This is a genomic window from Polynucleobacter sp. AP-Melu-500A-A1, from assembly GCF_018882125.1.
GTDB lineage: Bacteria > Pseudomonadota > Gammaproteobacteria > Burkholderiales > Burkholderiaceae > Polynucleobacter.
Genome location: NZ_JACVOZ010000002.1, coordinates 273,255 through 298,953, shown reverse-complemented (window position 1 = coordinate 298,953; position 25,699 = coordinate 273,255). Strand labels below are relative to the sequence as shown.

The following is a 25,699-nucleotide window of genomic DNA, read 5'->3' as shown; positions in this document are numbered from 1 at the left end:
GTTAAATATACATATATACATATATACATATATACGAATATATACAACTAGATAGATCTATATGAAAGCCCGAGTTCAAAAAGCCACTAAGAATTTATCTCCAAAGCAGATGGAGAGGGTCTTTTCAAAAGTAGCTGAATACTTCAGCATACTTTCTGATCCTTCGCGTCTTCGTATTATGTATGCAGTGTGTAGTGGAGAAAAATCGGTATCTGAGGTGGTAGTGCTCTGTGGTTCTAGTCAAGCTAATGTCTCACGTCATTTGATGGCACTTCATAAATCCGGTATCTTATTAAGACGCAAAGAGGGTGTCACGGTTTATTACTCTATTGCAGATAGTGCAACGGTAGATATGTGCCAGTCTGTCTGCGCGAAGATTGCCGAAAGTATGCATTGAGTTCTACCATCTCTTTTATAGATTAGAGGTTAAATGACGAAGAAGCAAATCGAATTAAGTGCCCAGGATATTTCTGCTGTAGAGAAACCTGCCAATAGAGCGCGCTTAGTAAAGGCTCCTGAACACTTCATTTCTCAAGACTTCATTGCTGATGTCAATGCTCATGGTCTGGATGAAAATCGCCGTGGCTTCTTGCGTAAGGGCTTTTTATCTGCCATTGGTGGAGCTGCTGCAAGCCTTTCTGCGCCAATGGTATTTGGTGCTGGTGAAGGCGATCCAGCCATCCTAGAAAAGCAGGAGTGGCAGACCACACTTGGTAAAAATGTTGCTACGATGCCTTATGGTGTGCCATCCATTTATGAGGCCAATTTAATTCGCCGTGAATCACCAGGCTTAACCCGTGTATCGGCAGCTTCAGTTGCCTTCACACCTTTACAAGGCCTATTTGGAACGATCACTCCAAATGGTTTGCATTTTGAGCGGCATCACCAAGGTTGGTACAACCTGAATCCAGAAACACATCGTCTGATGGTCAATGGGATGGTGAAAAATGCACGCGTCTTTACGATGAATGACTTAATGAGATTGCCTTCAGTCTCACGTACCCATTTTATTGAGTGCGGTGCAAATACAGGTCTAGAATGGGGCAACGTTGCCGTGCCGACAGTGCAATACACCCATGGGATGTTATCTTGCTGTGAATTTACTGGTGTGCCCCTGAAGATCTTGCTTGAAGAATGCGGCGCCGATTTAAAGAAAGGCAAGTTTTTGCTTGTTGAAGGCGGCGATGGTTCTGGGATGACGCGGACGATCAATTTAGAGAGCTGCTTAGACGATACGATTGTTGCTTGGAGCATGATAGAGAGCTGCTTAGACGATACGATTGTTGCTTGGAGCATGAACGGCGAGATGCTACGTCCAGAAAACGGTTTTCCATTACGCTTAGTGGTGCCTGGAGTGCAAGGTGTTAGTTGGGTGAAATGGCTGCGTCGCTTAGAAGTAGGTGATATGCCTTGGAACACTAAGGATGAGGCGGTTCACTATATTGAACTGATGCCAGATGGAATGCATCGTCAATATGCATCGATTCAAGAATGCAAGTCTGTTATCACTACTCCATCTGGTGGTCAGCAATTATTGGACAAAGGCTTTTATAACGTCAGTGGTATGGCATGGTCTGGTCGCGGCAAAATTAAGCGCGTTGATGTTTCATTCGATGGTGGGAATAACTGGCGTACGGCACGCTTAGAGACCCCAATTTTGACTAAGTCCATCACCCGTTTCAATATTGAATGGGTATGGGATGGCTCACCTGCCATTTTGCAGTCTAGAGCCATTGATGACACTGGTTATGTTCAGCCTTCTATCAAGATGTTACGCGACGTCCGTGGTAATCGCTCCATCTATCACAACAATGCAATTCAGTCCTGGAAATTAGATTCAAACGGTGAGGTGAGCAATGTGCAAGTTGGCTAAAGTGTTTGCTCGCCTAGGGCTCTTCAGCCTCACTGTGTTGATTACTCAGATTACCTTCGCGCAATCCCAGCAAAGCACCGTAAAGTTTCCTGGTATTGGGCGTAATGCCACTCCAGCTGAAGTGCTCGCTTGGGATATTGATGTGCGTCCGGATTTTAAGGGCTTACCAAAAGGGTCTGGCTCAGTTCAGCAGGGACAAGTCATTTGGGAATCAAAATGCGCTAGCTGTCATGGAGTATTTGGCGAGTCCAACGAGATCTTCACTCCAATTGCAGGGGGTACTACGTTAGAGGATATCAAGACCGGTAAGGTTGCTTCCTTAGGCGACCGTAAACAACCCCAACGCACAACACTCATGAAGGTACCAACGGTTTCAACCTTATGGGACTATATTTATCGCGCCATGCCTTGGAATGCGCCAAGATCGCTCACGCCAGATGACACTTATGCACTAGTTGCTTTTATCTTGAGTCTTGGAGAAATCGTTCCCGATGATTTTGTTTTGAGTAATACCAATATCGCAGACGTACAAAAGAAAATGCCTAACCGTAATGGCATGACACGGAATCATGGATTTTGGAGTGTGAGCGGAAAACCTGATGTTAACTCCACAGCTTGTATGAGCAATTGCGTTAAGTTTGTACAGATCGGTTCAACTCTGCCTGACTTTGCAAGAAATGCCCATGGCAACATTGCAGAGCAAAACCGTTTATATGGTCCTTATCGAGGTTCAGATTCAACTAAGCCACCGCTTGAGAAGCTACCAGGTTCAACTGGGGAGGGTCTAGCTCATGCTGCTGATACGCATGCTGCAATGACTAAGGGCCCGGCTGCCTTATTCAAAAATGAAAATTGCTCTGCCTGTCATGCTCCTAATGCCAAGTTAGTTGGTCCATCCATAGCAGATATCGCGGCGAAATATAAAGGTCAAAGCGGAGCTCAGGAAAAGCTCATGGCAAAGGTAAAGAATGGCGGTTCTGGCGTATGGGGCGCCATTCCCATGCCACCCCAATCCCAATTATCGGAGGATGATAGGGCAAGCCTTGTGCGATGGGTATTAACTGGACAGTAGATTTTAGGAAGATTTTTAGAAATACCGCTATATTTGACGGTAAGAGTAGATTAATAAAGGAGTTTTTATGAATCAGCAGCGACGCAGTATATTGAAATATTCAGCCGTTTTTGGCTTGATGGCTTCTGCGGGCCTCATTAGCATAGCCCAAGCGCAAGAATGGAATAAAGCCGCTTTTGAAGGTAAGAGCCTTGATGAGGTATTCAAAATTTTAGGTGCTAATAGCCCAGATAAATCTGCTGCTGTAACTTTGAATGCACCTGACATTGCAGAAAACGGTGCTGTAGTCCCTGTGGGCATTACAACCAGTCTTAAAGCAGAGCAAATGGCTATTTTGGTTGAGAAAAACCCAAGCGCATTGGCTGCCCAATTCTTTATTCCTGCTGGAACAGAACCATTTGTTACTACGCGTATCAAAATGGGTCAAACCTCCAATGTATACGCCTTGGTAAAAGCGGATGGCAAGTGGAGCATGGCAGTTAAAGAAGTGAAAGTGACATTAGGTGGTTGCGGCGGTTAATTGCCTGTAACGCAAACTATACAAATAATTAAATACTAGATTACAAGAGGAAAACATGGCTGATCCAATGCGCGTTAGAGCTGCCGAGAACGGTGGAATTGTGGATGTAAAGATATTGATGAAACATGATATGGAGTCCGGTCAGCGTAAAGATGCGGCTGGTAAAACGATTCCTGCGTGGCACATTACCACTCTGAATGTAAAAGCAAATGGTAAAGATGTATTAAATGGTCAGTTTGGTCCAGCAGTTTCAAAGGATCCATTCTTGAACTTTAAATATAAGGGTGCCAAAGGCGATAAGATTGTTGTGAGCTGGGTAGATAGTAAGGGTGATAAGCGCACCGATGAAGCAACCGCTTCTTAATACTAATGATCTTCACCGCCTCTATGGTTTTGAAAGGGTAATAAATGCAGCGTAAATTAAGCTTAGGCTTAGCTTCTGGACTATTGGCAACCTTGTTGTCAATGTCATCATCGTCTTTTGCGCAAAGTGCTACTGACGATATCGCAAAGTATCGCGAGATGATTGCAGACGGAAATCCTTCAGAGTTATATGAGGCTGCAGGTGAAGAGCTTTGGAAAAAACCTGCTGGCCCCAAAAATGTCACTCTTGAAAAGTGTGACTTAGGCTTAGGCCCTGGGGTGGTAAAGGGTGCCGCTGCACAGTTACCACGTTATTTTAAAGATACCAATCAAGTGCAAGACTTGGAGTCGCGCTTAATGACTTGCATGCAAAAGCTACAAGGTCGCGATCCACAGGAGATGATAGATGCGCCGTTTCAGAAAGGCCCTAAGAAAGATATGGAGGCGATCGTTGCTTATGTCGTCACTCTATCTAAGGGCGATAAGATCAATGTCAGCACTAATCATCCCAAAGAAAAAGAAATGTATGAGCTAGGTAAGCGCGCATTCTTTTTCCAAGGTGGACCAATGGACTTCTCTTGCGCGTCTTGCCATGGTGAAGATGGTAAGCGAATTCGTTTGCAAGATCTACCTAATATCACCACTCAGAAGGGTGCTGCCTCAGGATGGGGTTACTGGCCAGCCTATCGCGTATCAAGTGGGCAGTTCTGGACTATGCAACAACGTTTAAATGATTGCTATCGTCAGCAACGCTTCCCATTCCCTATTTACGGTTCAGATGTCACAATTGCTTTATCTATGTATATGGCAAAGAACGCTAATGGCGGTACCGTTGAAACCCCTGGCTTAAAGCGTTAATGGATAAGAGCATATGAAAATGAAGAACATCAAATCCCTCTTGGCCATTACAAGCCTAGCCTTAGCCACAGTCCTGATACAGGGCTCTGCAATGGCCCAGCAAAAAAATGATCCTAAGTTTAATAAGATGATGAAGGATGGGTTTAAGGCTGACGGTATTGCGGGTCTAGATCGCATTGATCAAGATGAAACACAAAAGTTTTGTTCTGATCCCGTATTTGCCTCTAGTAAGCAGGGCGAGAAAATGCGTGAAAAGATTCAGAAAATAAATATGAATGGTATTAAGCAGCCTTCTGATGGTAAGTACATCGGGGATTGGAAAAAGGGAGAAGCGATTGCGCAAAGTGGTCGTGGTGCAACTTGGACTGATACTGCAGCTACACCTATTGGTGGCGGTTGTTATAACTGTCACCAAATTGATAAGAAAGAAATTTCTTATGGAACGATTGGGCCAACGCTTTGGAACTACGGCAAGCTTCGCGGTTACACCAATGATGTAGTTACCTACACCTGGAATCGAGTGAATAACTCTAAGGCATATAACGCTTGCAGCAATATGCCCAGATTTGCGCATTTCAAACTCTTAAATGAGCAGCAAATTCAGGATGTAATGGCCTTGCTCCTTGATCCAGCTTCACCTGTAAATCAATAAAGCACTTAAGAACAGGCCGATAGGCCTGTTTTCATAAGGGAAGAATCCTATGTCTTTAAATCGCCGCGATTTTCTTCAGGCTTTAGCCATTGCCTCTGCAGGTGGACTGAGTTTGCAGTCGAATTTTGTGAATGCACAAAGTACTGCACAAAAATTTTATGATTTACCAAAATTTGGTAATGTCCACTTTTTACATTTCACGGACTGTCATGCACAGTTGATGCCAATTTACTTCCGCGAACCAAATGTTAATTTGGGTATCGGGACACAAGAAGGTAAGACACCACACTTAGTTGGGGAATATTTTCTGAAGGCCAATGGTATTAAAGCGGGTACGCGTGATGCACATGCCTTTACCTATTTAGATTATGTAGCTGCTGCCCAGAACTACGGCAAGATGGGTGGCTTCGCACATATGGCGACGTTAATTAAACAGATGAAAGCAAATCGCCCTGGTGCACTATTGCTTGATGGTGGCGATACCTGGCAGGGCTCTGGCACAGCTTTATGGACGAATGGCCAGGATATGGTTGACGCTGCACTCGCTTTAGGTGTTGATGTCATGACACCGCACTGGGAGATGACGCTTGGTGAGAAGCGTGTGATGGAAATTGTAAATGGGGACTTTAAAGGTAAGGTCTCTTTCATTGCGCAAAATATTAAGACCGCTGACTTTGGTGATGCGGTATTTAATCCTTATGTTATGAAGGTGCAGAATGGTATTCAAGTAGCCATCATTGGTCAAGCATTCCCCTATACGCCGATTGCAAACCCACGTTATTTCACGCCAGATTGGACCTTTGGTATTCAGGAAGAGAGTATGCAAAAGACCATTGAGGAGGTGAGATCGAAAGGGGCAAAGGTAGTTGTGCTTCTATCTCACAATGGCATGGATGTCGATTTGAAGATGGCATCTAGGGTGCGTGGTTTGGATGCCATCCTAGGTGGGCATACGCATGATGGAGTTCCTATTCCTGTCAAGGTAAAAAATGCTGGTGGTATGACCCTAGTAACAAATGCAGGCTCTAATAGTAAATTTTTAGGTGTCCTTGATTTTGATGTGAAGGGTGGCAAGCCAGTTGATTTCCGCTATAAGCTTTTCCCAATATTCTCAAACATGATTCCAGCTGACCCAGCTATGAATAAGCTGATTGCGAAGTTCAGGGCTCCTTATGAAGCTAAGCTCAATGAAAAACTCGCTACTACCGAAGGCTTGTTATACCGTCGTGGAAACTTTAATGGCAGCTTTGATCAACTCATTCTCGATGGTTTGATGGCGCAAAAGAATGCTGAGATTGCTTTCTCCCCAGGCTTTCGCTGGGGAACCAGTTTATTGCCTGGCCAAGCAATTACTCGTGAAAACCTCTTGGATCAAACCGCAATTACTTATCCATACACCACCGTCACGAATATGACGGGCGAGACGATTAAAACTATTCTGGAGGACGTTGCGGATAATCTATTTAATCCTGATCCGTATTACCAACAAGGCGGTGATATGGTCCGCGTAGGTGGGATGCAATACACCATCGATCCCGCTCAAACTGCAGGCAAGCGCATTACCGATATGCGTTTGAACGGTAAACCTATCGAAGCAAGTAAGACGTATAAGGTTGCAGGCTGGGCGCCAGTTAGCGAAGAAGCTAAGAATGCTGGAGGCGAAGCTATTTGGGATGTAATGGAGCGTCACTTGCGTGACGTAAAAGTAGTTAAAGCCATTAAGCTTAATGAGCCCATCATTAAAGGTGTTAGTAATAATCCAGGAATGGCTCCAATTTCAAATTAATGAAAGCTATAGCGATGAAAAAACTTCTTCACCTCTTATTTACAGCAATGATTGTCATTGGTTTTACCTCATTCGCAAGTGCTCAGTCATCCGGCTCTACTAAAGTGGTTTATCACATAGATGATGCTGAGATCCAAGGCTTGAAGGGGCTGCGTAATATTCGTAATCACTTAGATACATCACCACAAACCATGATTATTGTTGTTACCCATGCCAATGGCGTTGATTTACTCATGGAAGGTGCAAAGGATAAAAAGAACAATGTGGACTATGCCCCTCTAGTAGGAGCTCTTAAGTCGCGTGGTGTGAAGTTTGAGGTTTGTGAAATTACCTTAAAAAATCGCAATCTTAAGAAAGATCAATTTACTCTTGATGCAGACTTCACGCCATCTGGTGTAGTACGAGTAGCTGATCTGCAATATAAAGATGGCTTTGCTTACATCAAGCCTTAATTTGCTTAAATGAATATTTGTAAGCTTTATATTAGAGATATAACGCTTTCTATAGGGATCCTCATGGGATCCTTTATCTTTTTTGGCTGCGTGTATGGTCAAACCTCAATGCCAGCGGACACCATTGTGCTAAAGCCGATTCAGGTAGCCCCTCATACCTATTTTGTTCAAGGATTTCCTGAAATGGGTAGTAGCGCCAATCAAAACTTTATTTCTAATGCAGGCTTTGTTGTTACGCCAAAAGGAGTGGTAGTTGTTGATGCCCTAGGCTCGCCGACATTAGCAAAAAAGCTCATTGGGGAAATTGCTCGTATTACGCCGCAAAAAGTGGTTGCAGTAGTTGTGAGTCACTATCATGCCGATCATGTTTATGGTCTGCAGGAATTTAAAAGAATTGGCGCAAAAATTTATGCGCAAGGAGAGGGTAGAAATTACTTATCTTCCGAAACGGCAAGACAGCGCCTGATTGCTTCACGCATTGACTTCGCTCCATGGGTCAATGCTAATACGAGTCTAATTTCTGCAGACGTATGGATAGATAAGCAATTTAAACTGAATATTGGCGGGATAGAGTTCTTTATTAGTCGGGTAGGTCCTGCCCACGCTCCCGAGGATTTGATGGTCTATGTGCCGTCAGAAAAAGTCCTTTTTGCAGGAGATCTTGTGTTCCGAGGCCGAATTCCCTTTGTTGGTAATGCCGATAGCAAAGGTTGGTTGGCTGCTTTGAATGAAATTGAGCGCCTAAATCCAGACGTTGTGATTCCTGGACATGGAGATTATTCGGTGAAGCCGGTTCAAGATATTGCTTTTACTAGGGGCTATCTGAAGTATCTTCGGCAGTCTATGTCTAAAGCAGCCCTTGACCTAGATCCTTTTGAGGAGGCCTACCAACAGTCAGATTGGTCTGAATACGAAGGAATGCCCTTGTTTAGGGCTGCTAATCGCATGAATGCCTATAACGTGTATCTTTCGATTCAGGCTGAATAGGGCAGACTTAGCCTTGGGGCTTTAAAATAGAAGATTAATGCTAAATCCTTGATTTTTAATGAAAATGATTTTTGCTCGTTCCCTCTATATCGCAGTCCTTTGGGGTTTGTTTGCCCTCCCTGCTAATGCTGCGCCCGATCTGGACAATGGTAAGAATATTGACCAGCAAAAATGCTATGCCTGTCATGCGAAGAAAACAGGTTTTGGAAATGGCGACATGATTTATACGCGTTCCGATAGCAAGGTTAAATCCGTGGCTAATTTAAAAAAGATGGTCGGGCTATGTAATAGTGAATTACGCCTGGATCTATTTCCAGAAGATGAGACAGATGTAGTGGCTTATCTGAATCAACAGTTTTACAAATTTAAACCTTAATTTTTTTAGAATTTATTCATCATGGAAGTTGTTGATATTGCATCGCTTAGTAAGTCTGTTCTTTGGGCTACTTTTGCGATTACCTTTGCGCTCGGTGTCATCATGCAGAAAACCGGTTTTTGTAGCATGGGCGCTGTTTCAGATATATTTATTATGTCTAGTTGGGATCGATTAAGGCAATGGTTCTTAGCAATCGGTGTAGCAATCCTCGGATTTGCTCTGATGTCTTACTGTGGATTCATTGATCCACTCAAAAGTATTTATACCGGGAATAAATTGCTTTGGCTATCTACCTTGGTAGGTAGTGTTTTGTTTGGGTTTGGAATGGTGCTTTCTTCTGGCTGCGGTAGTAAAACTCTGGTGCGTATAGGTGGCGGCAATCTTAAGTCAATTATTGTTTTTCTGGTCTTAGGTCTAAGTGCCTACATGACTATGCGGGGATTTTTAGGCATTTTACGTATCAACACGCTAGACACCTTTTTTATTGCGTTTAATACACCTCAAGATTTACCTAGTCTCCTGAGTGGACCATTGGGCATTGCTCGAGCAAATTTACATCTTGCTTTAGGCCTTGTCATTGGATTTGCATTTATTGCCTTTGCATTAGCGAAGAAATCGTTTTGGACGGTTGAGAATCTGATAGCTGGCTTTGGTGTTGGCGTAGCGATTTGCGCTGTATGGTGGGTATCTGGTAGCTTGGGTTATGTTGCAGAGGATCCCAATACTTTAGAAGAGGTATATCTGGTTACCAATTCGGGGCGCATGGAGAGCCTCTCCTTTGTGGCGCCATATGCTTATTCATTAGATTGGCTCATGATGTATAGCGATACCTCTAAGATATTGACGGTTGGAATCGTTGCGGTGCTTGGCATGATCTTGGGATCAGCTGCAACTGCGTTATTGACTAAATCATTTCGTTGGGAGTCATTTCGCAATACTGAAGATACTGCAAATCATTTGGTAGGTGCTAGCCTAATGGGCTTTGGCGGAGTTACTGCTTTGGGTTGTACTGTTGGCCAGGGCTTGAGTGGAATTTCTACATTAGCGCTCGGCTCTTTATTGGCCTTGCCAGGATTTATATTTGGTGCATATCTTGGATTGCGATACTTGCAAATACGTCTTGCTCCTAATCCCTGTAGTTAATTTAATTAGATTGGATCTCCATTAATGCAAATCGACTGGTTGTCTTTTACGCCCATTCCATCCTTATTTGGCGGCATGATATTGGGTGTAGCAGCTGCGCTTTATGTCTTATTGCATGGACGTATTTTAGGAATTAGCGGTATTGTTTCTGGCTTGCTTCATCCCAAAGAGGGCGACTGGACCTGGCGCTTGAGCCTTGCTTTGGGCTTATTAAGCGCGCCAATATTTGCAGCCTTATTTTTTGGCCTCCTGCCGGTAATTGAAGTAGATGCTGGATGGGTTGCAGTGATAATTGCAGGGCTGTTAGTGGGTTTTGGTGCTCAGTATGGCTCGGGATGTACAAGTGGCCATGGCATCTGCGGGCTTTCTCGCTTATCTCCAAGATCCTTAGTGGCAACCCTCTCCTTTATGACCGCAGGATTTTTAGTGGTTTTTATAATTCGTCACCTAATCTGAGTACACGATGAAAAAACACTTTAGCCTGATTAGTCAATATGCCATCGGAATTCTTTTTGGATGGGGCTTAATTATTTCCGGTATGAGCAACCCACAAAAGATATTAAGCTTCTTAGACATTGCTGGCTTATGGGACCCTTCATTATTATTTGTAATGGGGGGTGCAGTCCTTGTAGGTCTGGCAGGTTTCTATTTAGCAGGTAAGCGCAGCGAAGCTTTCTTTGGAGGTGCCTTACATATTCCAACTAGGCGTGATATTTCAAGACCATTGGTGATTGGGAGCTTTATTTTTGGAGCAGGCTGGGGAATTGCAGGATTTTGTCCGGGTCCTGCGATTGTGGCTCTTGGTGCTGGCCATCTTAAAGCATTGGTTTTTGTGATTGCTATGTTTGCTGGCATGGCTATTTGTGAGCGTTACTTTACTGCGCATCGCAAACAAGTCTGATTTAGAATCTTTTTGTTTATTAATAATTGTTTGAATTGAGGATCTCATGAGCCTTCCCATCACTTGCCATACCAGCCATTTTGGAACACTGGGTCAAATTGACCCAAGTCATTTGGCCGCTATTGCTGAACAAGGTTATAAGAGTGTGATTAATAATCGCCCAGATGGAGAAGGCGGCCCTGATCAACCTACCAATGCAGAAATTCAAGCTGAAGCAGAAAAGCTCGGCTTAAATTATGTGTATCTTCCCGTTGTGGCCAGTGCAATCACGCAGGCTCAAGTAGTGGAGATGGCTCGTTTACTGAAAACAATGCCCCATCCCATTTTGGCTTTTTGTCGCTCAGGTGCGCGCTCGACTAATTTGTATTACATGGCCTTACAAATAAGCTAACAGATTCAATGCGCATTTCTATTCCCGAAGAAAAGAAGTTTGTCCATGAAATGATCATGCCGATTCGATGGGGTGATATGGATGCCTACGGGCATGTGAATAATACGGTGTACTTTCGGTATATGGAGCAGGCTCGAGTAGAGTGGGTTACTTCGCTAGGCTATGACGTTGCACCTGGTCGTGAATCGATGCTGATGATTAATGGCTTTTGTAACTTTTATCAGCAATTGTCATACCCGGGCGAACTCATTTTGAAGACCGCTCTTGGTGCAATTGGTAAATCGAGTGTAGATATCTTTACAACAATGTCTTTAACTACTGAATCAGAGGTCATTGCAGCAGAGGGTGGTGCCACCATGGTTTGGGTTGATCTCACTACCAATAAATCAGCACCATGGCCTGAACATATTCTGCAGAAATTGCGCTAGTTCAATGCTCATATGGTGCCATGCAGCCTAGTAATTCCCATATTCTAAAGTTAGATCAGTTTCTAACAGAGCTTGATCGTTTTGATTTAGTCATTGATGTGCGATCACCAGCTGAGTTTGCCCTAGATCATATTCCGGGCGCAGTAAATTACCCTGTACTGAATAATGAAGAGCGAGCACAAATTGGCACACTCTATAAACAAGTGTCGCCTTTTGCCGCAAAGAAATTAGGGGCGGCATTGGTTTCTCGGAACATTGCAAACCAGTTAGAGAATCATTTCCTAGATTTTCCTCGCGAATGGCGCCCCTTAATATATTGCTGGCGAGGTGGTGAACGAAGTGGCGCCTTTACTCATATTCTGAATCGAATTGGCTGGAAGGCAATGCAGCTTGAAGGGGGTTATCAAGGTTTTAGACGGACCGTGATTGATGGCTTAGAGCAGAGTGCCAATCAATTTTCTTTTCAGGTCATTTGTGGGATGACGGGTAGTGGAAAGACTCGAGCGCTACAGGAGATTGGTAAGCTAGGTGCACAGATTTTAGATCTGGAGGGCTTAGCTGTGCATCGAGGCTCTGTTCTAGGTAATGAGCCTAATATTGAACAGCCATCGCAAAAAGGATTTGAGACCGCGTTATGGAATGTGCTGCGTAACTTAGATCCTAGCAAACATGTCTTTGTGGAGTCAGAAAGTAAAAAGGTTGGCGGTCTGCATGTGCCAGATGCCTTGATGGAAAAAATTCGTAATGGAGTATGTATTGAGTTGCGTTCCAGTACTAAAACGCGGGTATCTTGGTTAATTCGTGAGTACCATCATTTTTTAACCGACACTGACAACTTTAAGCAAAAACTGAGTCTACTCACAGCACATTATGGAAAAGTCCAAATTGCTAAATGGTCAGAAGCAATTGATGCAGGTAATTTTCCGGAGTTAGTAGAAGAGCTATTGCTTAAGCACTATGACCCTTCCTATCTGTCGTCTATTGTTCGTAACTTTCCGGCTTACAGCCCAGAAAAATTTGTGGAATTGGACAGTGATAGTGACGAGGCCTTTGCTAAAGCAGCAAAGGCCATCGTAGTAGAGCTTGGAACTTCAGCTATTTAGCTAAACGCTTGGATACCCGTTTGCGCACGACCTAAAATGAGAGCGTGGATATCGTGAGTACCTTCATAGGTATTAACAACTTCCAGATTAAGCATATGACGAATAACGCCGAACTCATCAGAGATGCCGTTACCACCATGCATATCTCGTGCCATACGGGCAATATCTAAGGACTTGCCGCAAGAATTTCGCTTCATGATTGAGGTAATTTCTGGGGAAGCAATTCCTTCATCCTTCATACGTCCTAAGCGCAGGCAACCTTGAAGCGCTATAGCGATTTCTGTTTGCATGTCTGCTAATTTTTTCTGAATCAGTTGGTTTGCAGCTAAGGGTCTACCAAACTGCTTGCGATCCATAGTGTATTGGCGTGCAGCATGCCAACACCATTCAGCAGCACCTAAGGTTCCCCAAGAGATACCATAGCGAGCAGAATTTAGGCAAGTGAAAGGACCCTTGAGTCCAGTGACCTCAGGGAATTCATTTTCATCTGGCACGAATACTTCATCCATCACGATTTCACCTGTAATAGAAGCGCGCAGACCCATCTTGCCGCTAATCTTGGGAGCGCTTAAGCCCTTCATGCCTTTTTCAAGAATGTAGCCACGAATAATGCCTTCATCATTTTTGGCCCAGACAACAAAAACATCGGCGATAGGAGAGTTGGAGATCCACATCTTTGAGCCAGTTAATGAAAATCCGCCTGGAACTTTCTTGGCGCGAGTGATCATGCCGCCTGCATCAGATCCAAAGTTAGGCTCTGTTAAACCAAAGCAACCAATCCATTCACCAGTGGCTAATTTAGGAAGGTATTTTTGTTTTTGCGCCTCACTACCAAATTCATAGATTGGGACCATCACTAGTGAAGATTGCACGCTCATCATCGAGCGGTAACCAGAATCAACCCGTTCAATTTCTCTTGCAATCAAGCCATAAGAAACGTAATTCAGATTGGCGCCACCATACTCCTCAGGAATTGTGATTCCTAAAAGACCAAGTTCGCCCATTTCACGAAAGATGGAGGGGTCTGTGGTTTCATTACGATAGGCATCATGAATGCGTGGCATCAGACGACCTTGGGCATATTCAGCCGCCGCATCACGAACCATGCGCTCTTCTTCGGTTAATTGGGTATCAAGCAGAAGGGGGTCTTCCCACTGAAAGCTAGCTTTACTCATTACGTTTGGTCATCCTCTAGTTGTTTTAATTTATCCACTTTCTGCGAATTTCCAAGAATGCGGATATTCTTGTTTGTATTATCCATTTTTCTAGACTTATGGACACGCCGAGACGTCATCACCGCTATTACGACTTGATTTTGGCTGCCTTCGTGGTGGTCTTGCTCTGCTCTAACTTCATAGGGGCTGGTAAGGCGGCAGTAGTCGATTTGCCATATCTGGGAACGACCGTTTTTGGTGCTGGCATCCTATTTTTCCCAATCGCTTATTTCTTCGGGGATATTTTTACCGAAGTGTATGGCTATGCCTATGATCGAAGGGCGGTATGGGCAGGGTTTGCAGCCCTAGCTTTTGCTGCCATCATGGCTCAGATTGTCATTGCACTGCCCGTCGCTCCTGGGGCGTATATGGCGACTTATCAACAAGGTTTAGAAACTGTTTTTGGAAATTCTTGGCGGATTGCCCTGGCCTCTATGACTGCATTTTGGTGTGGAAGTTTTGCCAATAGTTATGTCTTGGCTAAGATGAAAATCATGACTGAGGGGCGTTATTTATGGATGCGCACCATTGGCTCAACTGCCGTTGGAGAGCTGGTTGATTCATCTTTGTTTTATATGCTCGCTTTTTATGGCCTATGGCCTCTTCAGGAAGTAATCCAGGTGGCTTTAGCACAATATATTCTGAAAACCTCCTGGGAAGTTTTGGCTACGCCACTCACTTATTGGGTAGTTGGTTTCTTAAAGCGCAAGGAAAACCAGGATTTCTACGATATTCATACGAATTTCACCCCATTTCGGGTCAAAGTTTAATTTGGACCTGCTGCATCCTAAAACGTTAAAATAATGGTCTTTGCCCCCAACACGGGGCAGTCTATCGAATTGAATTTCAGAAAGCTAGAAAACATCCGTGCTGTCAGCATCTAATATCACTATGCAGTTTGGGGCAAAACCCCTGTTCGAAAATATTTCCGTGAAGTTTGGCGGCGGTAATCGCTATGGCCTCATTGGAGCCAATGGGTGCGGAAAATCTACCTTCATGAAAATTTTAGGCGGAGAGCTTGAGCCTACTAGTGGCAATGTGAGTTTGGATCCTGGCATTCGTTTGGGTAAGCTGCGTCAAGATCAATTTGCTTACGAAGATGTACGTGTGCTTGATGTGGTCATGATGGGTCACGAAGAGATGTGGAAAGCAGCTGCAGAGCGAGATGCGATATACGCTAATGCAGATGCTACCGATGAAGATTACATGAAGGCTGCTGAGCTAGAAGGTAAGTACGCTGAGTACGGCGGTTATACGGCTGAAGCCAAAGCAGGTGAGTTGTTATTGGGTATCGGCATTCCCATTGAGCAACATAATGGACCGATGAGCAATGTAGCGCCAGGCTGGAAGTTGCGTGTTTTGTTAGCGCAAGCCTTGTTCTCTGATCCAGACGTGCTGCTTCTTGATGAGCCAACCAATAACTTGGATATTCACTCGATTCACTGGCTCGAAGATATTCTGAACGACATTAAGAGCACTATCGTCATCATCTCCCATGATCGCCACTTCCTAAATGAAGTCTGCACTCATATGGCCGATATGGATTATGGAACTTTGAAGGTCTACCCAGGAAACTATGACTCATATATGTTGGCATCGGTACAGGCGCGAACACAACAACTGAGTTCTAACGTAAAAGCTAAAGAAAAAATTGCTGAATTACAGGCTTTCGTGGCCCGCTTCTCTGCAAATGCCTCTAAAGCGCGCCAAGCAACGTCACGCCAACGTCAGTTGGAAAAAATTGAGATTGTTGAAGTAAAGCCTTCATCACGTCAAAACCCCTTTATTCGTTTTGATACTGAGAAAAAACTGCACAATATGGCGGTAGAGTGCAATGGATTGACTAAATCGTTTGACCGTACAATCTTTAAGAATTTCAAGCTCGCAATTCGTGCTGGCGAAAAGATTGCCATCATTGGCCAAAATGGCGCTGGTAAGACTACGCTGCTGAACTCTATTCTCAGCAAACGTTTCGAAGGCATTGCTGTTGATAGCGGTGATGTGAAGTGGGCTGAGAACGCTAAGGTTGGCGTAATGCCTCAAGACAATACGGAGATGTTCGCTAAAGATGAATTGCTCATGGATTGGATGAATTGGTGGCGTAACACTGGTGATGATGATCAAGTCATTCGCGGTACTTTAGGGAGACTTTTGTTCTCTGGCGATGATATTGGTAAATCGGTCAAAGTTTTATCAGGCGGTGAAAAGGGCAGAATGATTTGGGGCAAATTGATGCTCCAAAAATACAATGTGCTTGCAATGGATGAGCCTACGAATCACATGGACATGGAATCTATAGAGAGTTTGCAAATTGCACTTGAAAAATTTGATGGCACCTTAATTTTTGTTTCCCATGATCGTGAGTTTGTATCCTCTTTGGCCAATCGTATCCTAGAGGTGAAGATGGATGGAACGGTTGTCGATTACTCGGGTACCTACGAAGAGTATTTGCGTAGCCAAGCCTTAGCTGGCTAATACAAGATTACTAAAGAGGGCAGCTAAACTGGTTTGTCCTCTTTAGCTTGTCTTTGAAAACGCATAGCACTTCCATCGGCTCGAATGCGTTGCCATACAGAATCCTTTTCTTCTTGAGAAAAAAATACCCAGTTACTGACTTCACTTAGGGTGCGTCCGCATCCTTGGCAGATTTCATCGTATAAGGTAGTGCAGACTCCAATACAAGGCGAGTCAGATGCATCATCTCCGGTTGATAGAGAATGAGAGCCGTCTTGGGTCATGGGTTTTGGCTTCCTGATTTCATGGCTGTACTTTAGACGATTTCAGCGGACTATGCTCAGCCAGCTCATCGACATAGGCGCCAATGCCTTGATGCTCACGATTTAGAAAGTGTTGTACGGCTTTCGAAAATTGAGGATCTGCGATGAAGTGAGCAGATTGAATCGTTGTGGGTAAAAAGCCTCGAGCCATTTTGTGCTCGCCCTGAGCGCCGCCTTCGAATGTTTGAATCTTCTGATCAATGCAGTATTCAATTGCTTGGTAATAGGCTGTTTCAAAGTGCAAGCAAGGTATATGTTCTACCGCACCCCAGTATCTTCCGTAGACTTTTGATGAACTTTTGTCTACTACCAATAGGGATGAAGCAATTGGGGTTTGATTGCGGCAAGCAATAATTAAATGGAGATTTTCAGGAGCTCGACTTGCAAGTAACTTAAAAAATGCTGCATTTAAATATGGGCTAGAGTGATGCTCTAAATACGTATTTGCATAACAGCGATAGAAAAATTCCCAATCCTCATCATTAGCATCTTGACCAGGTATGTGCTTGAATGCAATACCCTCTCTAGCTACTTGTTCACGTTCGCGTCGTATATTTTTACGACGCTTCATCGTCAAAGCGGATAAAAAATGCTCAAAACTTTGAAAGTCTTGGTTATGCCAATGAAACTGTACCGAATCTCGCAGCATAAACCCTTGATCAGCAAGGATGCTGGCTTCAAGAGCTTGCGGAAATAGGACGTGTGCTGAAGATAGATTATTTTCTATTACTAGCGTCTTTAACCCGGCAATCAATTTTGTTTGAACTGACGGCAATTCTTCATCCGATGCGCACAAAATACGGGATCCTTGCACAGGTGAGAAGGGAATGGCGCAGAGTGCCTTTGGGTAGTACTGCATTCCTTGTTGTTCATAAGCTTGAGCCCAAGACCAATCGAAAACAAATTCTCCATAGGAATGTTGTTTTAAATATAGTGGCATAGCCCCAATCAATTTACTTTGTCGATACAAGCCCAGATGGGCCACCTGCCATCCCGTATTACCACCAACACAGTGGGTCTCTTCAAGGGCACTTAGAAACTCATGTTTAAGAAAGGGGCTTGCATCTTGAGTGAGAAGGGCATTCCACTGCTCAGCAGGGATTTCAGAAAGCTTCGCAATAATCGCTAGATGGAATTGCTCAGTGCTCACAGCATACTAACGTTGAATGAGCTCTATTTTGTAACCATCGGGGTCTGTAACAAACGCAATCACGGTGTCACCACCCATAACTGGACCAGCCTCACGCGTCACATTTCCGCCAGAGGCCTTGATCTTTTCACAGGCAGCATAGGCATCTGGAACGCCGATGGCAATATGTCCATAGGCTGTGCCCATTTCATAGGAATCGACACCATGGTTATAGGTTAATTCAATTTCGGCTTGCCCATCGGCATTACCCTTGCCATAGCCCACAAAGGCTAGCGAGTATTTTTGATCAGGACGTTCTGTTGTGCGCAGTAAATTCATTCCCAGTACTTTGGTATAAAAATCAACTGAGCGAGTTAAGTTGCCAACTCTGAGCATGGTATGGAGGATCATCATGTTGATTAATATAAACGGAATTATTGATTGGTGCTGAACACATATCACCAGCTAGGAGGCTAGGGGCTAAGGTAAGCGGCTAGCCAATGAATGACTACATCGAAGCGTAGTTTGGACCGCCGCCGCCTTCAGGAGTAATCCAAATAATATTCTGGCTAGGATCTTTAATGTCGCAGGTTTTGCAGTGGACACAGTTCTGTGAATTAATTTGCAACCGTGGCTTACCATCAGCCTCCACATACTCATAAACTCCGGCTGGACAGTAGCGCTGTTCCGGTCCAGCATAGGTCTTGAGATTAAGATTTACTGGAACGGAGTCATCTTTTAGGGTTAGATGAATTGGTTGATTCTCTGCATGATTGGTATTAGAGATAAAGACTGAAGAGAGGCGATCAAAGGTGATCTTGCCATCGGGTTTTGGGTAATCAATGGGTTTGTGTTGAGATGCGGGCTCTAAGCATTCATGATCAGCATGCTTTATGTGCACTGTCCAGGGCATATTTCCGCCTAAAAGTTTTTGCTCGAGCCCCACCATGAGCGTTCCCATATAAAGACCCTTAGACATCCAAGGTTTGAAATTGCGTGCTTGATTAAGCTCGGTATGCAGCCAGCTATTTTGAAACGCACTAGGGTATGCACTCAGCACATCAGCAGAACGATTTTCATTTAAGGCCGCTACTGCCGCTTGCGCAGCAAGCATGCCAGTTTTAATTGCAGCATGACTCCCTTTGATACGAGAGGCATTTAAGAATCCAGCATCACAACCAATCAGGGCGCCACCGGGGAAGACTGTCTTAGGTAGGCTGTTGAGGCCGCCCGCAGTTAATGCACGTGCGCCATAGGCAATCCGCTTACCACCCTCAAAGGTTTCACGAATTTTGGGGTGCAGTTTATAGCGTTGAAATTCTTCAAAAGGGGATAGGTATGGATTTTTATAAGATAAGCCCACTACTAATCCAACCGCTACTTTGTTATCCCCTAGGTGATAGAGAAATGAACCCCCGTAGGTATCACTCTCTAGAGGCCAGCCAGCAGTGTGAACTACTAATCCAGGTTTGCTTTTGGAAGGTTCTACTTCCCAGAGTTCTTTGATGCCGAGTCCATAGCTCTGTGGATCCGCGTCTTGGTCTAATGCAAATTGGGCAATCAGTTGCTTGCCGAGGTGACCACGCGAACCCTCAGCAAAGAGGGTGTACTTGCCGCGCAATTCCATCCCAAGCTGAAACTGATCAGTTGGGTTAGCTTCTTTATCTAATCCCATTGATCCGGTGATCACACCACAAACCGCACCTTGGTCGTTGTAGAGAATTTCTGCTGCAGGAAATCCTGGAAAAATTTCAACACCGAGATTTTCGGCTTGCTGACCTAACCAACGGGTGACATTAGCAAGACTGACAATATAGTTGCCTTCATTTTTAAAGCAATGTGGCAGCATCCAATTGGGTACTTGAAAAGAATTGTCAGCAGTTAAGAATAAAAACTGATCTTGGCTTACCGGAGTGTCAAGTGGTGCCCCTAACTCTTTCCAATTGGGAAAGAGTTCAGTGAGCGCTTTAGGGTCCATTACGGCCCCTGACAGAATATGAGCGCCAATCTCTGAACCTTTTTCAAGCACACAGACGCTAATTTCCTTACCAACTTCTTGCGCTAACTGTTTTGCTTTAATTGCAGCGGATAGTCCTGCTGGGCCACCGCCGACAATAACCAGGTCATAGTCCATAGACTCCCTTGGTCCGAATTTCTCTAACAGTTGTGCAGAATTCATTCAATTTCTCCGATTTTTCCGAAAAATAAGGCTTTTGGCCATGCTAGTTTAGTTCTAACTGGTAAAAACCTAATTAGTGTCAGCACTGGTCGACCAGCGTGCCTGAAGCGTTATGATTACTTTTTTACCCTTTTTCAGCAATATTAGGACAAATGTTATGAATAAAACCTACCCATCGGCAGTCGATGCCCTGAGGGATATTTTAAAAGATGGTCAAAAGATCGCTGTTGGCGGTTTTGGTCTGTGCGGAATTCCTGAGGCCTTGATCCTAGCAGTGAAAGATTTGGGAGCTCAGAATCTGACAGCCGTGTCTAATAACGCTGGCGTAGATAATTTTGGACTTGGAATTCTCCTCAATTCACGCCAAGTGAAAAAGATGGTTGCATCTTACGTCGGTGAGAACAAAGAATTCGAACGTCAATTTTTAGCTGGTGAGTTGGAGTTAGAGTTCACTCCTCAGGGTACTTTGGCTGAAAAATTACGCGCTGGCGGTTGTGGTATTCCTGCGTTTTATACAAAGACCGGAGTTGGAACCTTAGTTGCTGAAGGAAAAGAAGTAAAAGAATTTGATGGTGAGAAGTACATCATGGAGCGCTCTATAGTTGCTGACATCTCATTGGTGAAAGCTTGGAAGGCAGACCGCTCTGGCAATTTGGTATATCGACATACTGCTCAAAATTTCAATCCAGTAGTGGCGATGGCTGGCAAGATCACAGTTGCCGAGATAGAGGAGATTGTTGAGAACGGTGCTTTAGATCCTGCTGATATCCATACTCCAGGTATCTTCGTGCATCGCATTGTTATCAACAGTAGCCCTGAGAAACGCATTGAACAGCGTACAGTCTCAGCCGCTCGCTAATTACCCAAAAAGAACACTCAAAAGAATTTAGGAAAATATCATGCCTTGGACTAGAGATGAGATGGCGGCACGTGCCGCTAAAGAGTTAAAAGATGGTTATTACGTGAATCTGGGAATTGGTATTCCCACCTTAGTGGCTAATCACGTGCCAAAAGGAATTGAAGTTTGGCTGCAATCAGAAAATGGCTTATTAGGTATTGGGCCATATCCGTCAGAAGATCAGATTGATGCGGATTTAATTAATGCAGGTAAGCAAACCATTACTACTTTGCCAGGCTCCTCCATTTTTTCTTCGGCCGATGCATTCGGAATGATTCGTGGAGGCAAAATCAATATTGCATTTTTAGGCGCAATGCAAGTTAGTGAGAAGGGCGATATCGCTAACTGGATGATCCCAGGGAAAATGGTTAAGGGGATGGGCGGTGCAATGGATCTAGTTGCAGGCGTAAAACATGTCGTTGTATTGATGGAGCACGTTGCTAAAAAGAAAGATGGCACAGAAGAGCTCAAGATTCTGCCTAAATGTACTTTGCCATTAACTGGTGTAGGTGTGATTAGCCAAATCATCACTGATTTATGTGTTTTGGATATCACTCCAGCTGGTTTGAACTTGGTTGAGTTGGCTCCTGGCGTGACTAAAGAGGAAGTGATCGCCAAAACTGGCGCCCCTGTTGATACTTCGGGTTTTTGAGCATTTTCCCAAGATGAATGAAATAATGGGGTCACCATGTCGGGATCCCATCATTCACATTCCAAAAAACCTCGAGCTCAAATGAACTCAGAGGCAGATCCTTCTCTACATGCTCATAAGAAGGGGGATGCTAGACATACTCATAGCAAGCAGGTCTCAAATCAAAACCTACTTTTAATAGCTTTAATTCTGACTCTTGGGTTTTCGGGGGTAGAAGGCGTTGCGGCCTATTTCGCGAATTCATTGGCATTGATCTCCGATGCCGGTCATATGGTGACCGATGCCGCTGCTTTAGGTTTGGCCCTTTTGGCGCAAATCATTTCTCGTCGCCCACCCTCACCAAAACATTCTTTTGGCTTTGGTAGAGCAGAAGCGTTAGCTGCATTTGTCAATAGTATTGTTATGTTGGCTTTGGTTGTTTGGATTGTGTTTGAAGCTATCAGCCGTTTCTATGACCCACATAAAGTAGATGGACTAACAGTGACTGTTGTTGCTGCTGTTGGTCTGCTCATGAATATCGTAGTTGCCTGGGTACTTTCGCGCGATAGAAAAAGTGTTAATACTCGTGCAGCTTTAGTCCATGTCATGGGGGATCTACTTGGATCTATCGCAGCGCTCATCGCCGGTGTAGTGATTCAACTTACGGGATGGATGCCAATTGATGCGATCCTTTCCATCTTGGTTTCTCTTCTAATTCTAAAATCCACCATTTCTATCTTGAACGAGTCTTATCACTTTCTAATGGAGGGTGTACCTCTGCATATTGATTATTTGGCTGTAGGAAGAGACTTAAAAAATGTGCCAGGAGTCTTAGCGGTACATGATTTACATGTTTGGGAAATGACCCCGAGCTTTCCTGCCCTGATAGGACACATTGAGATCGCGCAAATGCAGGAGTGGCCAGCCATCATGTCACGCATTAATACTATGTTGCTCGATAAGCACGGTATTGACCATGTTACCTTGCAGCCAGAGGAGGTCGGCAGCGACCAAGAGCACGATCATTTCGATAGCCCCTCTATAAACAACAGCAAGCAATTCCATCATGGAAACACCTTCTTTGTGGAATGTACAAGTGGTGATGCAAAACATCGCATGGCATACCATGCGTGGGGCGATCCTAATAATCCAAGAGTATTGGTATGCGTGCACGGCTTGACCAGGCGCGGTAGTGATTTTAAAACCTTGGCAGAAGCAATGTGCCAGGATTATTACGTGGTGTGTCCTGACGTAGTAGGCAGGGGCGAAAGCGATCGCTTGAAAAACCCAATGCTCTATGCCGTACCGCAATACGTTGCTGATATGGCTCAACTAGTACAGGTGCTGGGTGTATCGCAAATCGATTGGTTTGGTACTTCCATGGGTGGATTGATCGGTATGGTTTATGCATCCATGCCAAATTCGCCTATTCGTAGAATGCTCATTAATGATGTAGGTCCTCGGATTGAACCTGAGGCTATTGCAAGGCTTGGCTCTTACGTAGGTCAACCATTTTCATTTGCGAGTCGCTCCGATGCGCTGAATAAGTTAAATCAAATTTGTGATACTTTTGGGGAGCATTCTCCACAAGAGTGGGAAATCTATAATGGTCCAATGTTGATTGAACGAGAGGGTCAATGGATCATGCATTACGACCCTGATATTTCAGTGCCATTTGCATCAGTTAACCCAATCATTGCAAAAGCAGGTGAGATGGCGATGTGGCATGCATTTAAACAAATCCATATTCCTATATTGATTGTGCGAGGTGGCAATTCCGACTTACTTTCTGCGGCTACAGTTGTCCAAATGTGTAAAGTAAATCCACACGCTAGAAGTATTGAGATACCGAATGTAGGACATGCGCCAGCATTTGTGAAGAGTGAACAAATTGCTCTAGCAAAAGAATTTTTTAGTTAATTATCTTTAGTTGCCAATGGCAAATGATTCTAGTAAACCCATATTCCTAGATGCTTGGTATGGCGAGCCAGCAGAGCTACATGCTGCTGGATCTACACAAATTCTGCAATCTTTAAATTTAGATGAAGCAACCATCACAGCCGCATCCAATATAGCCCGAACACACGGTAAGGAAGCGCTAATTAAATTGATTGGCGAAGAGCCTGCAAAGTTATTAATCGGTTATCGAGGTTTACGACAGGCTCAAGGTAAATTAGTTCGGCCGGATGGCGGAATTAGTGTTGCTGGACAAGAAGAGATACTTCGTAAAATGCTCTTAGCATTTGGCGATGATTTGCGAGTAGTGCTGATTTACCTGGCTTCTCGTCTGCAGACTTTACGCTCGATCACTCAAGAAAAAATAGCGATGCCCACAGCATGGGCACAAGAGATACTGAGTATTGACGCCTCACTGGCAAATCGCTTGGGAATTTGGCAAATGAAGTGGGAGATGGAAGACTTGGCTTTTAGGGTCTTATCACCCGAAACTTATCGCGATATCGCCAAAATGTTAGATGCCAAAAGAATTGAGCGCCAAACATTTATTGATCACATTGTTGCGCAGCTCCAAGCAGAACTTAAAACTGCTCACATCGATGGTGAAGTTCTTGGTCGACCAAAACATCTCTATAGCATTTGGAAAAAGATGCAAGGCAAAGCTCTAGATTTTGCTGATCTCTATGATGTTAGGGCTTTTCGCATCTTGGTGGCAGATGTCAAATCTTGTTATGCAGTTTTGGGTATCGTACATAACATCTGGCAACCTGTTCCCCGCGAGTTTGATGATTACATTGCGAGGCCAAAGCCGAATGGCTATCAATCGCTTCATACGGTTGTGATGAATGAGGATGGCACTGCATTTGAAATTCAGATACGTACCCAAGGAATGCATCAACAAGCGGAATATGGTTTAGCGGCACACTGGCGTTACAAAGAGGGCGCTTATGTCGGAATGGCTACACCTCAAAATCCTGCCAAGACGAATAAGCCAAATATTGCTCATCAAGCAGGTACACATAGTGCGGAGGTAGCCTATGAGCGGCAAATCGCCTGGGCTCGGCAACTTATTTCTTGGAAAGAGGATGCATGGGAACAGTTAAAACATCATGAGATTGATGATCACATCTATGTGTTGACTCCTTTAGGTAAAGTGATTTCCTTGGAAAAGGGCTCAACACCTATCGACTTTGCCTATGCTGTACACACCAATTTAGGTCATCGCTGTAGGGGTGCGCGAGTCGATGGTGCCATGGTTCCGCTAGAGACTTCATTAAAAAATGGTCAAACAGTTGAGATCATTACGGTTAAACATGGCGGTCCATCGCGAGATTGGATTAGCCCAGATAAGCACTACCTGCGCTCGCAAAGAGCACGTCAACGCGTGCGTGCTTGGTTTAATGCGCTCGATGATGAAGAGGGTGGTTTAACACCAAAAGTGCTTGAAGCAAAGCCTGAAACACAAGCAGATACAAAAACCGTTACCAACCCTGAAATTATTCTACGCAACAGCACCCGTAAAAATTCTCAAAGTGGAGATGTCTTAGTAGTAGGCGTTGATTCTTTATTAACGCAATTAGCGCGTTGCTGCCGACCAGTTCCTCCAGATGCCATTGCTGGATTTGTTACTCAAGGAAGAGGAGTTTCTATTCATCGTCGTGCGTGTAAAACTTTTAGAGGTCTTCTAGAAAGAGCCCCTGAGCGCGTGATTCAAACAGCTTGGAATTCGGTTGGGGGAAATACGGTATCTAATGAGGATCAAAAACGAGTATTTCCAGCTGATTTGGTTGTTTCCGGCTTAGATCGCCCTGAGTTAATGAGAGAGCTCTTTGAGATTTTGACTAGGCAAGGTGTTCATGTGATTGACTTGCGAAAATCCGCTAAAAAAGGCCTTGCTCAGATCCTTTTGACCGTTGAGGTTAAGGATTCTGAGGTGCTACGTGTTGTTCAAAATAGCTTAGAAGAGGTTAAAGGGGTCACCCAAGTACGGCGCCGGTGATAAACTGTGTG

General features: G+C 44.3%; 28 protein-coding genes. 23 read left to right on the top strand and 5 right to left on the bottom strand.

The window, feature by feature from the left end; genetic code table 11:
* Window positions 1-61 precede the first annotated feature (61 nt).
* From ICN38_RS04900 to mnmH, 17 genes are all read left to right on the top strand, one after another.
* The gene (locus tag ICN38_RS04900; protein WP_216255760.1) at window positions 62-397 is read left to right on the top strand and encodes a metalloregulator ArsR/SmtB family transcription factor; all 336 of its coding nucleotides are present in this window, start codon (window positions 62-64) and stop codon (window positions 395-397) included.
* A gap of 33 nt (window positions 398-430) precedes the next feature.
* Complete coding sequence (locus tag ICN38_RS04895) at window positions 431-1,873, top strand: sulfite dehydrogenase (RefSeq protein ID WP_216255756.1); 1,443 nt, start codon at window positions 431-433, stop codon at window positions 1,871-1,873.
* The gene (locus ICN38_RS04890; protein ID WP_216255754.1) at window positions 1,857-2,945 is read left to right on the top strand and encodes a c-type cytochrome; all 1,089 of its coding nucleotides are present in this window, start codon (window positions 1,857-1,859) and stop codon (window positions 2,943-2,945) included. Before ICN38_RS04895 ends, ICN38_RS04890 begins: the two co-directional genes overlap by 17 nt.
* A gap of 67 nt (window positions 2,946-3,012) precedes the next feature.
* Window positions 3,013-3,465: a thiosulfate oxidation carrier protein SoxY gene (soxY, locus tag ICN38_RS04885; protein WP_216255752.1), complete on the top strand. Its 453-nt coding sequence runs from the start codon at window positions 3,013-3,015 to the stop codon at window positions 3,463-3,465.
* A 55-nt stretch (window positions 3,466-3,520) separates the two neighbouring features.
* Window positions 3,521-3,829 carry a thiosulfate oxidation carrier complex protein SoxZ gene (gene soxZ, locus ICN38_RS04880; RefSeq protein WP_216218166.1) on the top strand — a complete coding sequence of 103 codons (309 nt, stop codon included), beginning with the start codon at window positions 3,521-3,523 and terminating at the stop codon, window positions 3,827-3,829.
* A 44-nt stretch (window positions 3,830-3,873) separates the two neighbouring features.
* Window positions 3,874-4,686 carry a sulfur oxidation c-type cytochrome SoxA gene (soxA, locus tag ICN38_RS04875; protein ID WP_216255750.1) on the top strand — a complete coding sequence of 271 codons (813 nt, stop codon included), beginning with the start codon at window positions 3,874-3,876 and terminating at the stop codon, window positions 4,684-4,686.
* 13 nt (window positions 4,687-4,699) lie between these two features.
* Complete coding sequence (gene soxX / locus ICN38_RS04870; RefSeq protein WP_216255749.1) at window positions 4,700-5,338, top strand: sulfur oxidation c-type cytochrome SoxX; 639 nt, start codon at window positions 4,700-4,702, stop codon at window positions 5,336-5,338.
* A 49-nt stretch (window positions 5,339-5,387) separates the two neighbouring features.
* Window positions 5,388-7,124: a thiosulfohydrolase SoxB gene (gene soxB, locus ICN38_RS04865; protein ID WP_216255747.1), complete on the top strand. Its 1,737-nt coding sequence runs from the start codon at window positions 5,388-5,390 to the stop codon at window positions 7,122-7,124.
* 14 nt (window positions 7,125-7,138) lie between these two features.
* Window positions 7,139-7,576 carry a DsrE family protein gene (locus ICN38_RS04860; RefSeq protein WP_216255745.1) on the top strand — a complete coding sequence of 146 codons (438 nt, stop codon included), beginning with the start codon at window positions 7,139-7,141 and terminating at the stop codon, window positions 7,574-7,576.
* 63 nt (window positions 7,577-7,639) lie between these two features.
* The gene (locus ICN38_RS04855; protein ID WP_255562718.1) at window positions 7,640-8,563 is read left to right on the top strand and encodes an MBL fold metallo-hydrolase; all 924 of its coding nucleotides are present in this window, start codon (window positions 7,640-7,642) and stop codon (window positions 8,561-8,563) included.
* Between the two features lie 64 nt (window positions 8,564-8,627).
* Entirely contained in the window at window positions 8,628-8,939 is a 312-nt protein-coding gene (locus ICN38_RS04850; RefSeq protein ID WP_255562717.1) for a hypothetical protein, read from the top strand.
* A 21-nt stretch (window positions 8,940-8,960) separates the two neighbouring features.
* Window positions 8,961-10,082: a YeeE/YedE family protein gene (locus ICN38_RS04845; protein ID WP_216255740.1), complete on the top strand. Its 1,122-nt coding sequence runs from the start codon at window positions 8,961-8,963 to the stop codon at window positions 10,080-10,082.
* A 24-nt stretch (window positions 10,083-10,106) separates the two neighbouring features.
* On the top strand, window positions 10,107-10,538 hold the full coding sequence (locus ICN38_RS04840) for a YeeE/YedE family protein (protein WP_216255738.1): 432 nt from the start codon (window positions 10,107-10,109) through the stop codon (window positions 10,536-10,538).
* 7 nt (window positions 10,539-10,545) lie between these two features.
* Window positions 10,546-10,983, top strand: a complete 438-nt coding sequence (locus ICN38_RS04835) for a YeeE/YedE family protein (RefSeq protein ID WP_216255736.1) — start codon at window positions 10,546-10,548, stop codon at window positions 10,981-10,983.
* Window positions 10,984-11,029: 46 nt separating this feature from the next.
* Complete coding sequence (locus tag ICN38_RS04830) at window positions 11,030-11,374, top strand: TIGR01244 family sulfur transferase (protein WP_216255734.1); 345 nt, start codon at window positions 11,030-11,032, stop codon at window positions 11,372-11,374.
* Between the two features lie 8 nt (window positions 11,375-11,382).
* Complete coding sequence (locus tag ICN38_RS04825) at window positions 11,383-11,802, top strand: thioesterase family protein (RefSeq protein WP_216255732.1); 420 nt, start codon at window positions 11,383-11,385, stop codon at window positions 11,800-11,802.
* Between the two features lie 20 nt (window positions 11,803-11,822).
* Window positions 11,823-12,905 (top strand): tRNA 2-selenouridine(34) synthase MnmH, encoded by a 1,083-nt coding sequence (mnmH, locus tag ICN38_RS04820; protein ID WP_216255729.1) that lies wholly within the window; start codon window positions 11,823-11,825, stop codon window positions 12,903-12,905.
* On the opposite strand, the gene ICN38_RS04815 is transcribed toward mnmH, so the two are convergent.
* The gene (locus tag ICN38_RS04815; RefSeq protein WP_216255728.1) at window positions 12,902-14,080 is read right to left on the bottom strand and encodes an acyl-CoA dehydrogenase; all 1,179 of its coding nucleotides are present in this window, start codon (window positions 14,078-14,080) and stop codon (window positions 12,902-12,904) included. The genes mnmH and ICN38_RS04815 overlap by 4 nt on opposite strands.
* Before the next feature lie 98 nt (window positions 14,081-14,178).
* Between ICN38_RS04815 and ICN38_RS04810 the strand changes: the two genes are divergently transcribed.
* Both ICN38_RS04810 and ICN38_RS04805 read left to right on the top strand, forming a co-directional pair.
* On the top strand, window positions 14,179-14,889 hold the full coding sequence (locus tag ICN38_RS04810) for a queuosine precursor transporter (RefSeq protein ID WP_216255725.1): 711 nt from the start codon (window positions 14,179-14,181) through the stop codon (window positions 14,887-14,889).
* Between the two features lie 97 nt (window positions 14,890-14,986).
* Window positions 14,987-16,594, top strand: a complete 1,608-nt coding sequence (locus tag ICN38_RS04805) for an ABC-F family ATPase (RefSeq protein WP_216255723.1) — start codon at window positions 14,987-14,989, stop codon at window positions 16,592-16,594.
* 23 nt (window positions 16,595-16,617) lie between these two features.
* On the opposite strand, the gene ICN38_RS04800 is transcribed toward ICN38_RS04805, so the two are convergent.
* The 4 genes from ICN38_RS04800 to ICN38_RS04785 form a co-directional block, all read right to left on the bottom strand.
* Entirely contained in the window at window positions 16,618-16,857 is a 240-nt protein-coding gene (locus tag ICN38_RS04800) for a DUF1289 domain-containing protein (protein WP_216255722.1), read from the bottom strand.
* A gap of 19 nt (window positions 16,858-16,876) precedes the next feature.
* Complete coding sequence (locus ICN38_RS04795; RefSeq protein WP_216255720.1) at window positions 16,877-18,046, bottom strand: GNAT family N-acetyltransferase; 1,170 nt, start codon at window positions 18,044-18,046, stop codon at window positions 16,877-16,879.
* 6 nt (window positions 18,047-18,052) lie between these two features.
* A complete protein-coding gene (gloA, locus tag ICN38_RS04790) occupies window positions 18,053-18,439 on the bottom strand; it encodes a lactoylglutathione lyase (protein ID WP_216255719.1) in 387 nt (128 codons plus the stop codon).
* A 94-nt stretch (window positions 18,440-18,533) separates the two neighbouring features.
* On the bottom strand, window positions 18,534-20,204 hold the full coding sequence (locus tag ICN38_RS04785) for an electron transfer flavoprotein-ubiquinone oxidoreductase (RefSeq protein WP_216255717.1): 1,671 nt from the start codon (window positions 20,202-20,204) through the stop codon (window positions 18,534-18,536).
* 157 nt (window positions 20,205-20,361) lie between these two features.
* On the opposite strand from ICN38_RS04785, the gene ICN38_RS04780 reads away from it, so the two are divergent.
* Genes ICN38_RS04780 through ICN38_RS04765 form a run of 4 tightly spaced genes read left to right on the top strand, consistent with a single transcriptional unit; the run spans window position 20,362 to window position 25,688 of the window.
* Complete coding sequence (locus ICN38_RS04780) at window positions 20,362-21,063, top strand: CoA transferase subunit A (protein ID WP_216255715.1); 702 nt, start codon at window positions 20,362-20,364, stop codon at window positions 21,061-21,063.
* A gap of 40 nt (window positions 21,064-21,103) precedes the next feature.
* The gene (locus tag ICN38_RS04775; protein ID WP_216255713.1) at window positions 21,104-21,754 is read left to right on the top strand and encodes a CoA transferase subunit B; all 651 of its coding nucleotides are present in this window, start codon (window positions 21,104-21,106) and stop codon (window positions 21,752-21,754) included.
* A 36-nt stretch (window positions 21,755-21,790) separates the two neighbouring features.
* Complete coding sequence (locus ICN38_RS11610; protein WP_370624365.1) at window positions 21,791-23,653, top strand: alpha/beta fold hydrolase; 1,863 nt, start codon at window positions 21,791-21,793, stop codon at window positions 23,651-23,653.
* A gap of 16 nt (window positions 23,654-23,669) precedes the next feature.
* The gene (locus tag ICN38_RS04765) at window positions 23,670-25,688 is read left to right on the top strand and encodes a bifunctional (p)ppGpp synthetase/guanosine-3',5'-bis(diphosphate) 3'-pyrophosphohydrolase (protein ID WP_216255711.1); all 2,019 of its coding nucleotides are present in this window, start codon (window positions 23,670-23,672) and stop codon (window positions 25,686-25,688) included.
* The last annotated feature ends 11 nt before the right edge of the window (window positions 25,689-25,699 follow it).

Bases quoted from the DNA above. Each gene is read 5' to 3' on its own strand.
- ICN38_RS04775 (WP_216255713.1), top strand. From the start codon at position 21,104: ATGCCTTGGACTAGAGATGAGATGGCGGCACGTGCCGCTAAAGAGTTA.
- ICN38_RS04815 (WP_216255728.1), bottom strand. From the start codon at position 14,080: ATGAGTAAAGCTAGCTTTCAGTGGGAAGACCCCCTTCTGCTTGATACC.
- ICN38_RS04800 (WP_216255722.1), bottom strand. From the start codon at position 16,857: ATGACCCAAGACGGCTCTCATTCTCTATCAACCGGAGATGATGCATCT.
- ICN38_RS04860 (WP_216255745.1), top strand. From the start codon at position 7,139: ATGAAAAAACTTCTTCACCTCTTATTTACAGCAATGATTGTCATTGGT.
- soxY (WP_216255752.1), top strand. From the start codon at position 3,013: ATGAATCAGCAGCGACGCAGTATATTGAAATATTCAGCCGTTTTTGGC.
- soxB (WP_216255747.1), top strand. From the start codon at position 5,388: ATGTCTTTAAATCGCCGCGATTTTCTTCAGGCTTTAGCCATTGCCTCT.
- ICN38_RS04900 (WP_216255760.1), top strand. From the start codon at position 62: ATGAAAGCCCGAGTTCAAAAAGCCACTAAGAATTTATCTCCAAAGCAG.
- ICN38_RS04825 (WP_216255732.1), top strand. From the start codon at position 11,383: ATGCGCATTTCTATTCCCGAAGAAAAGAAGTTTGTCCATGAAATGATC.
- ICN38_RS04840 (WP_216255738.1), top strand. From the start codon at position 10,107: ATGCAAATCGACTGGTTGTCTTTTACGCCCATTCCATCCTTATTTGGC.
- ICN38_RS04830 (WP_216255734.1), top strand. From the start codon at position 11,030: ATGAGCCTTCCCATCACTTGCCATACCAGCCATTTTGGAACACTGGGT.
- ICN38_RS04785 (WP_216255717.1), bottom strand. From the start codon at position 20,204: ATGAATTCTGCACAACTGTTAGAGAAATTCGGACCAAGGGAGTCTATG.
- soxA (WP_216255750.1), top strand. From the start codon at position 3,874: ATGCAGCGTAAATTAAGCTTAGGCTTAGCTTCTGGACTATTGGCAACC.
- mnmH (WP_216255729.1), top strand. From the start codon at position 11,823: ATGCAGCCTAGTAATTCCCATATTCTAAAGTTAGATCAGTTTCTAACA.
- ICN38_RS11610 (WP_370624365.1), top strand. From the start codon at position 21,791: ATGTCGGGATCCCATCATTCACATTCCAAAAAACCTCGAGCTCAAATG.
- ICN38_RS04765 (WP_216255711.1), top strand. From the start codon at position 23,670: ATGGCAAATGATTCTAGTAAACCCATATTCCTAGATGCTTGGTATGGC.
- ICN38_RS04850 (WP_255562717.1), top strand. From the start codon at position 8,628: ATGATTTTTGCTCGTTCCCTCTATATCGCAGTCCTTTGGGGTTTGTTT.
- soxX (WP_216255749.1), top strand. From the start codon at position 4,700: ATGAAAATGAAGAACATCAAATCCCTCTTGGCCATTACAAGCCTAGCC.
- gloA (WP_216255719.1), bottom strand. From the start codon at position 18,439: ATGATGATCCTCCATACCATGCTCAGAGTTGGCAACTTAACTCGCTCA.
- ICN38_RS04895 (WP_216255756.1), top strand. From the start codon at position 431: ATGACGAAGAAGCAAATCGAATTAAGTGCCCAGGATATTTCTGCTGTA.
- ICN38_RS04835 (WP_216255736.1), top strand. From the start codon at position 10,546: ATGAAAAAACACTTTAGCCTGATTAGTCAATATGCCATCGGAATTCTT.
- ICN38_RS04845 (WP_216255740.1), top strand. From the start codon at position 8,961: ATGGAAGTTGTTGATATTGCATCGCTTAGTAAGTCTGTTCTTTGGGCT.
- ICN38_RS04890 (WP_216255754.1), top strand. From the start codon at position 1,857: ATGTGCAAGTTGGCTAAAGTGTTTGCTCGCCTAGGGCTCTTCAGCCTC.
- ICN38_RS04855 (WP_255562718.1), top strand. From the start codon at position 7,640: ATGGGATCCTTTATCTTTTTTGGCTGCGTGTATGGTCAAACCTCAATG.
- ICN38_RS04810 (WP_216255725.1), top strand. From the start codon at position 14,179: ATGGACACGCCGAGACGTCATCACCGCTATTACGACTTGATTTTGGCT.
- ICN38_RS04780 (WP_216255715.1), top strand. From the start codon at position 20,362: ATGAATAAAACCTACCCATCGGCAGTCGATGCCCTGAGGGATATTTTA.
- soxZ (WP_216218166.1), top strand. From the start codon at position 3,521: ATGGCTGATCCAATGCGCGTTAGAGCTGCCGAGAACGGTGGAATTGTG.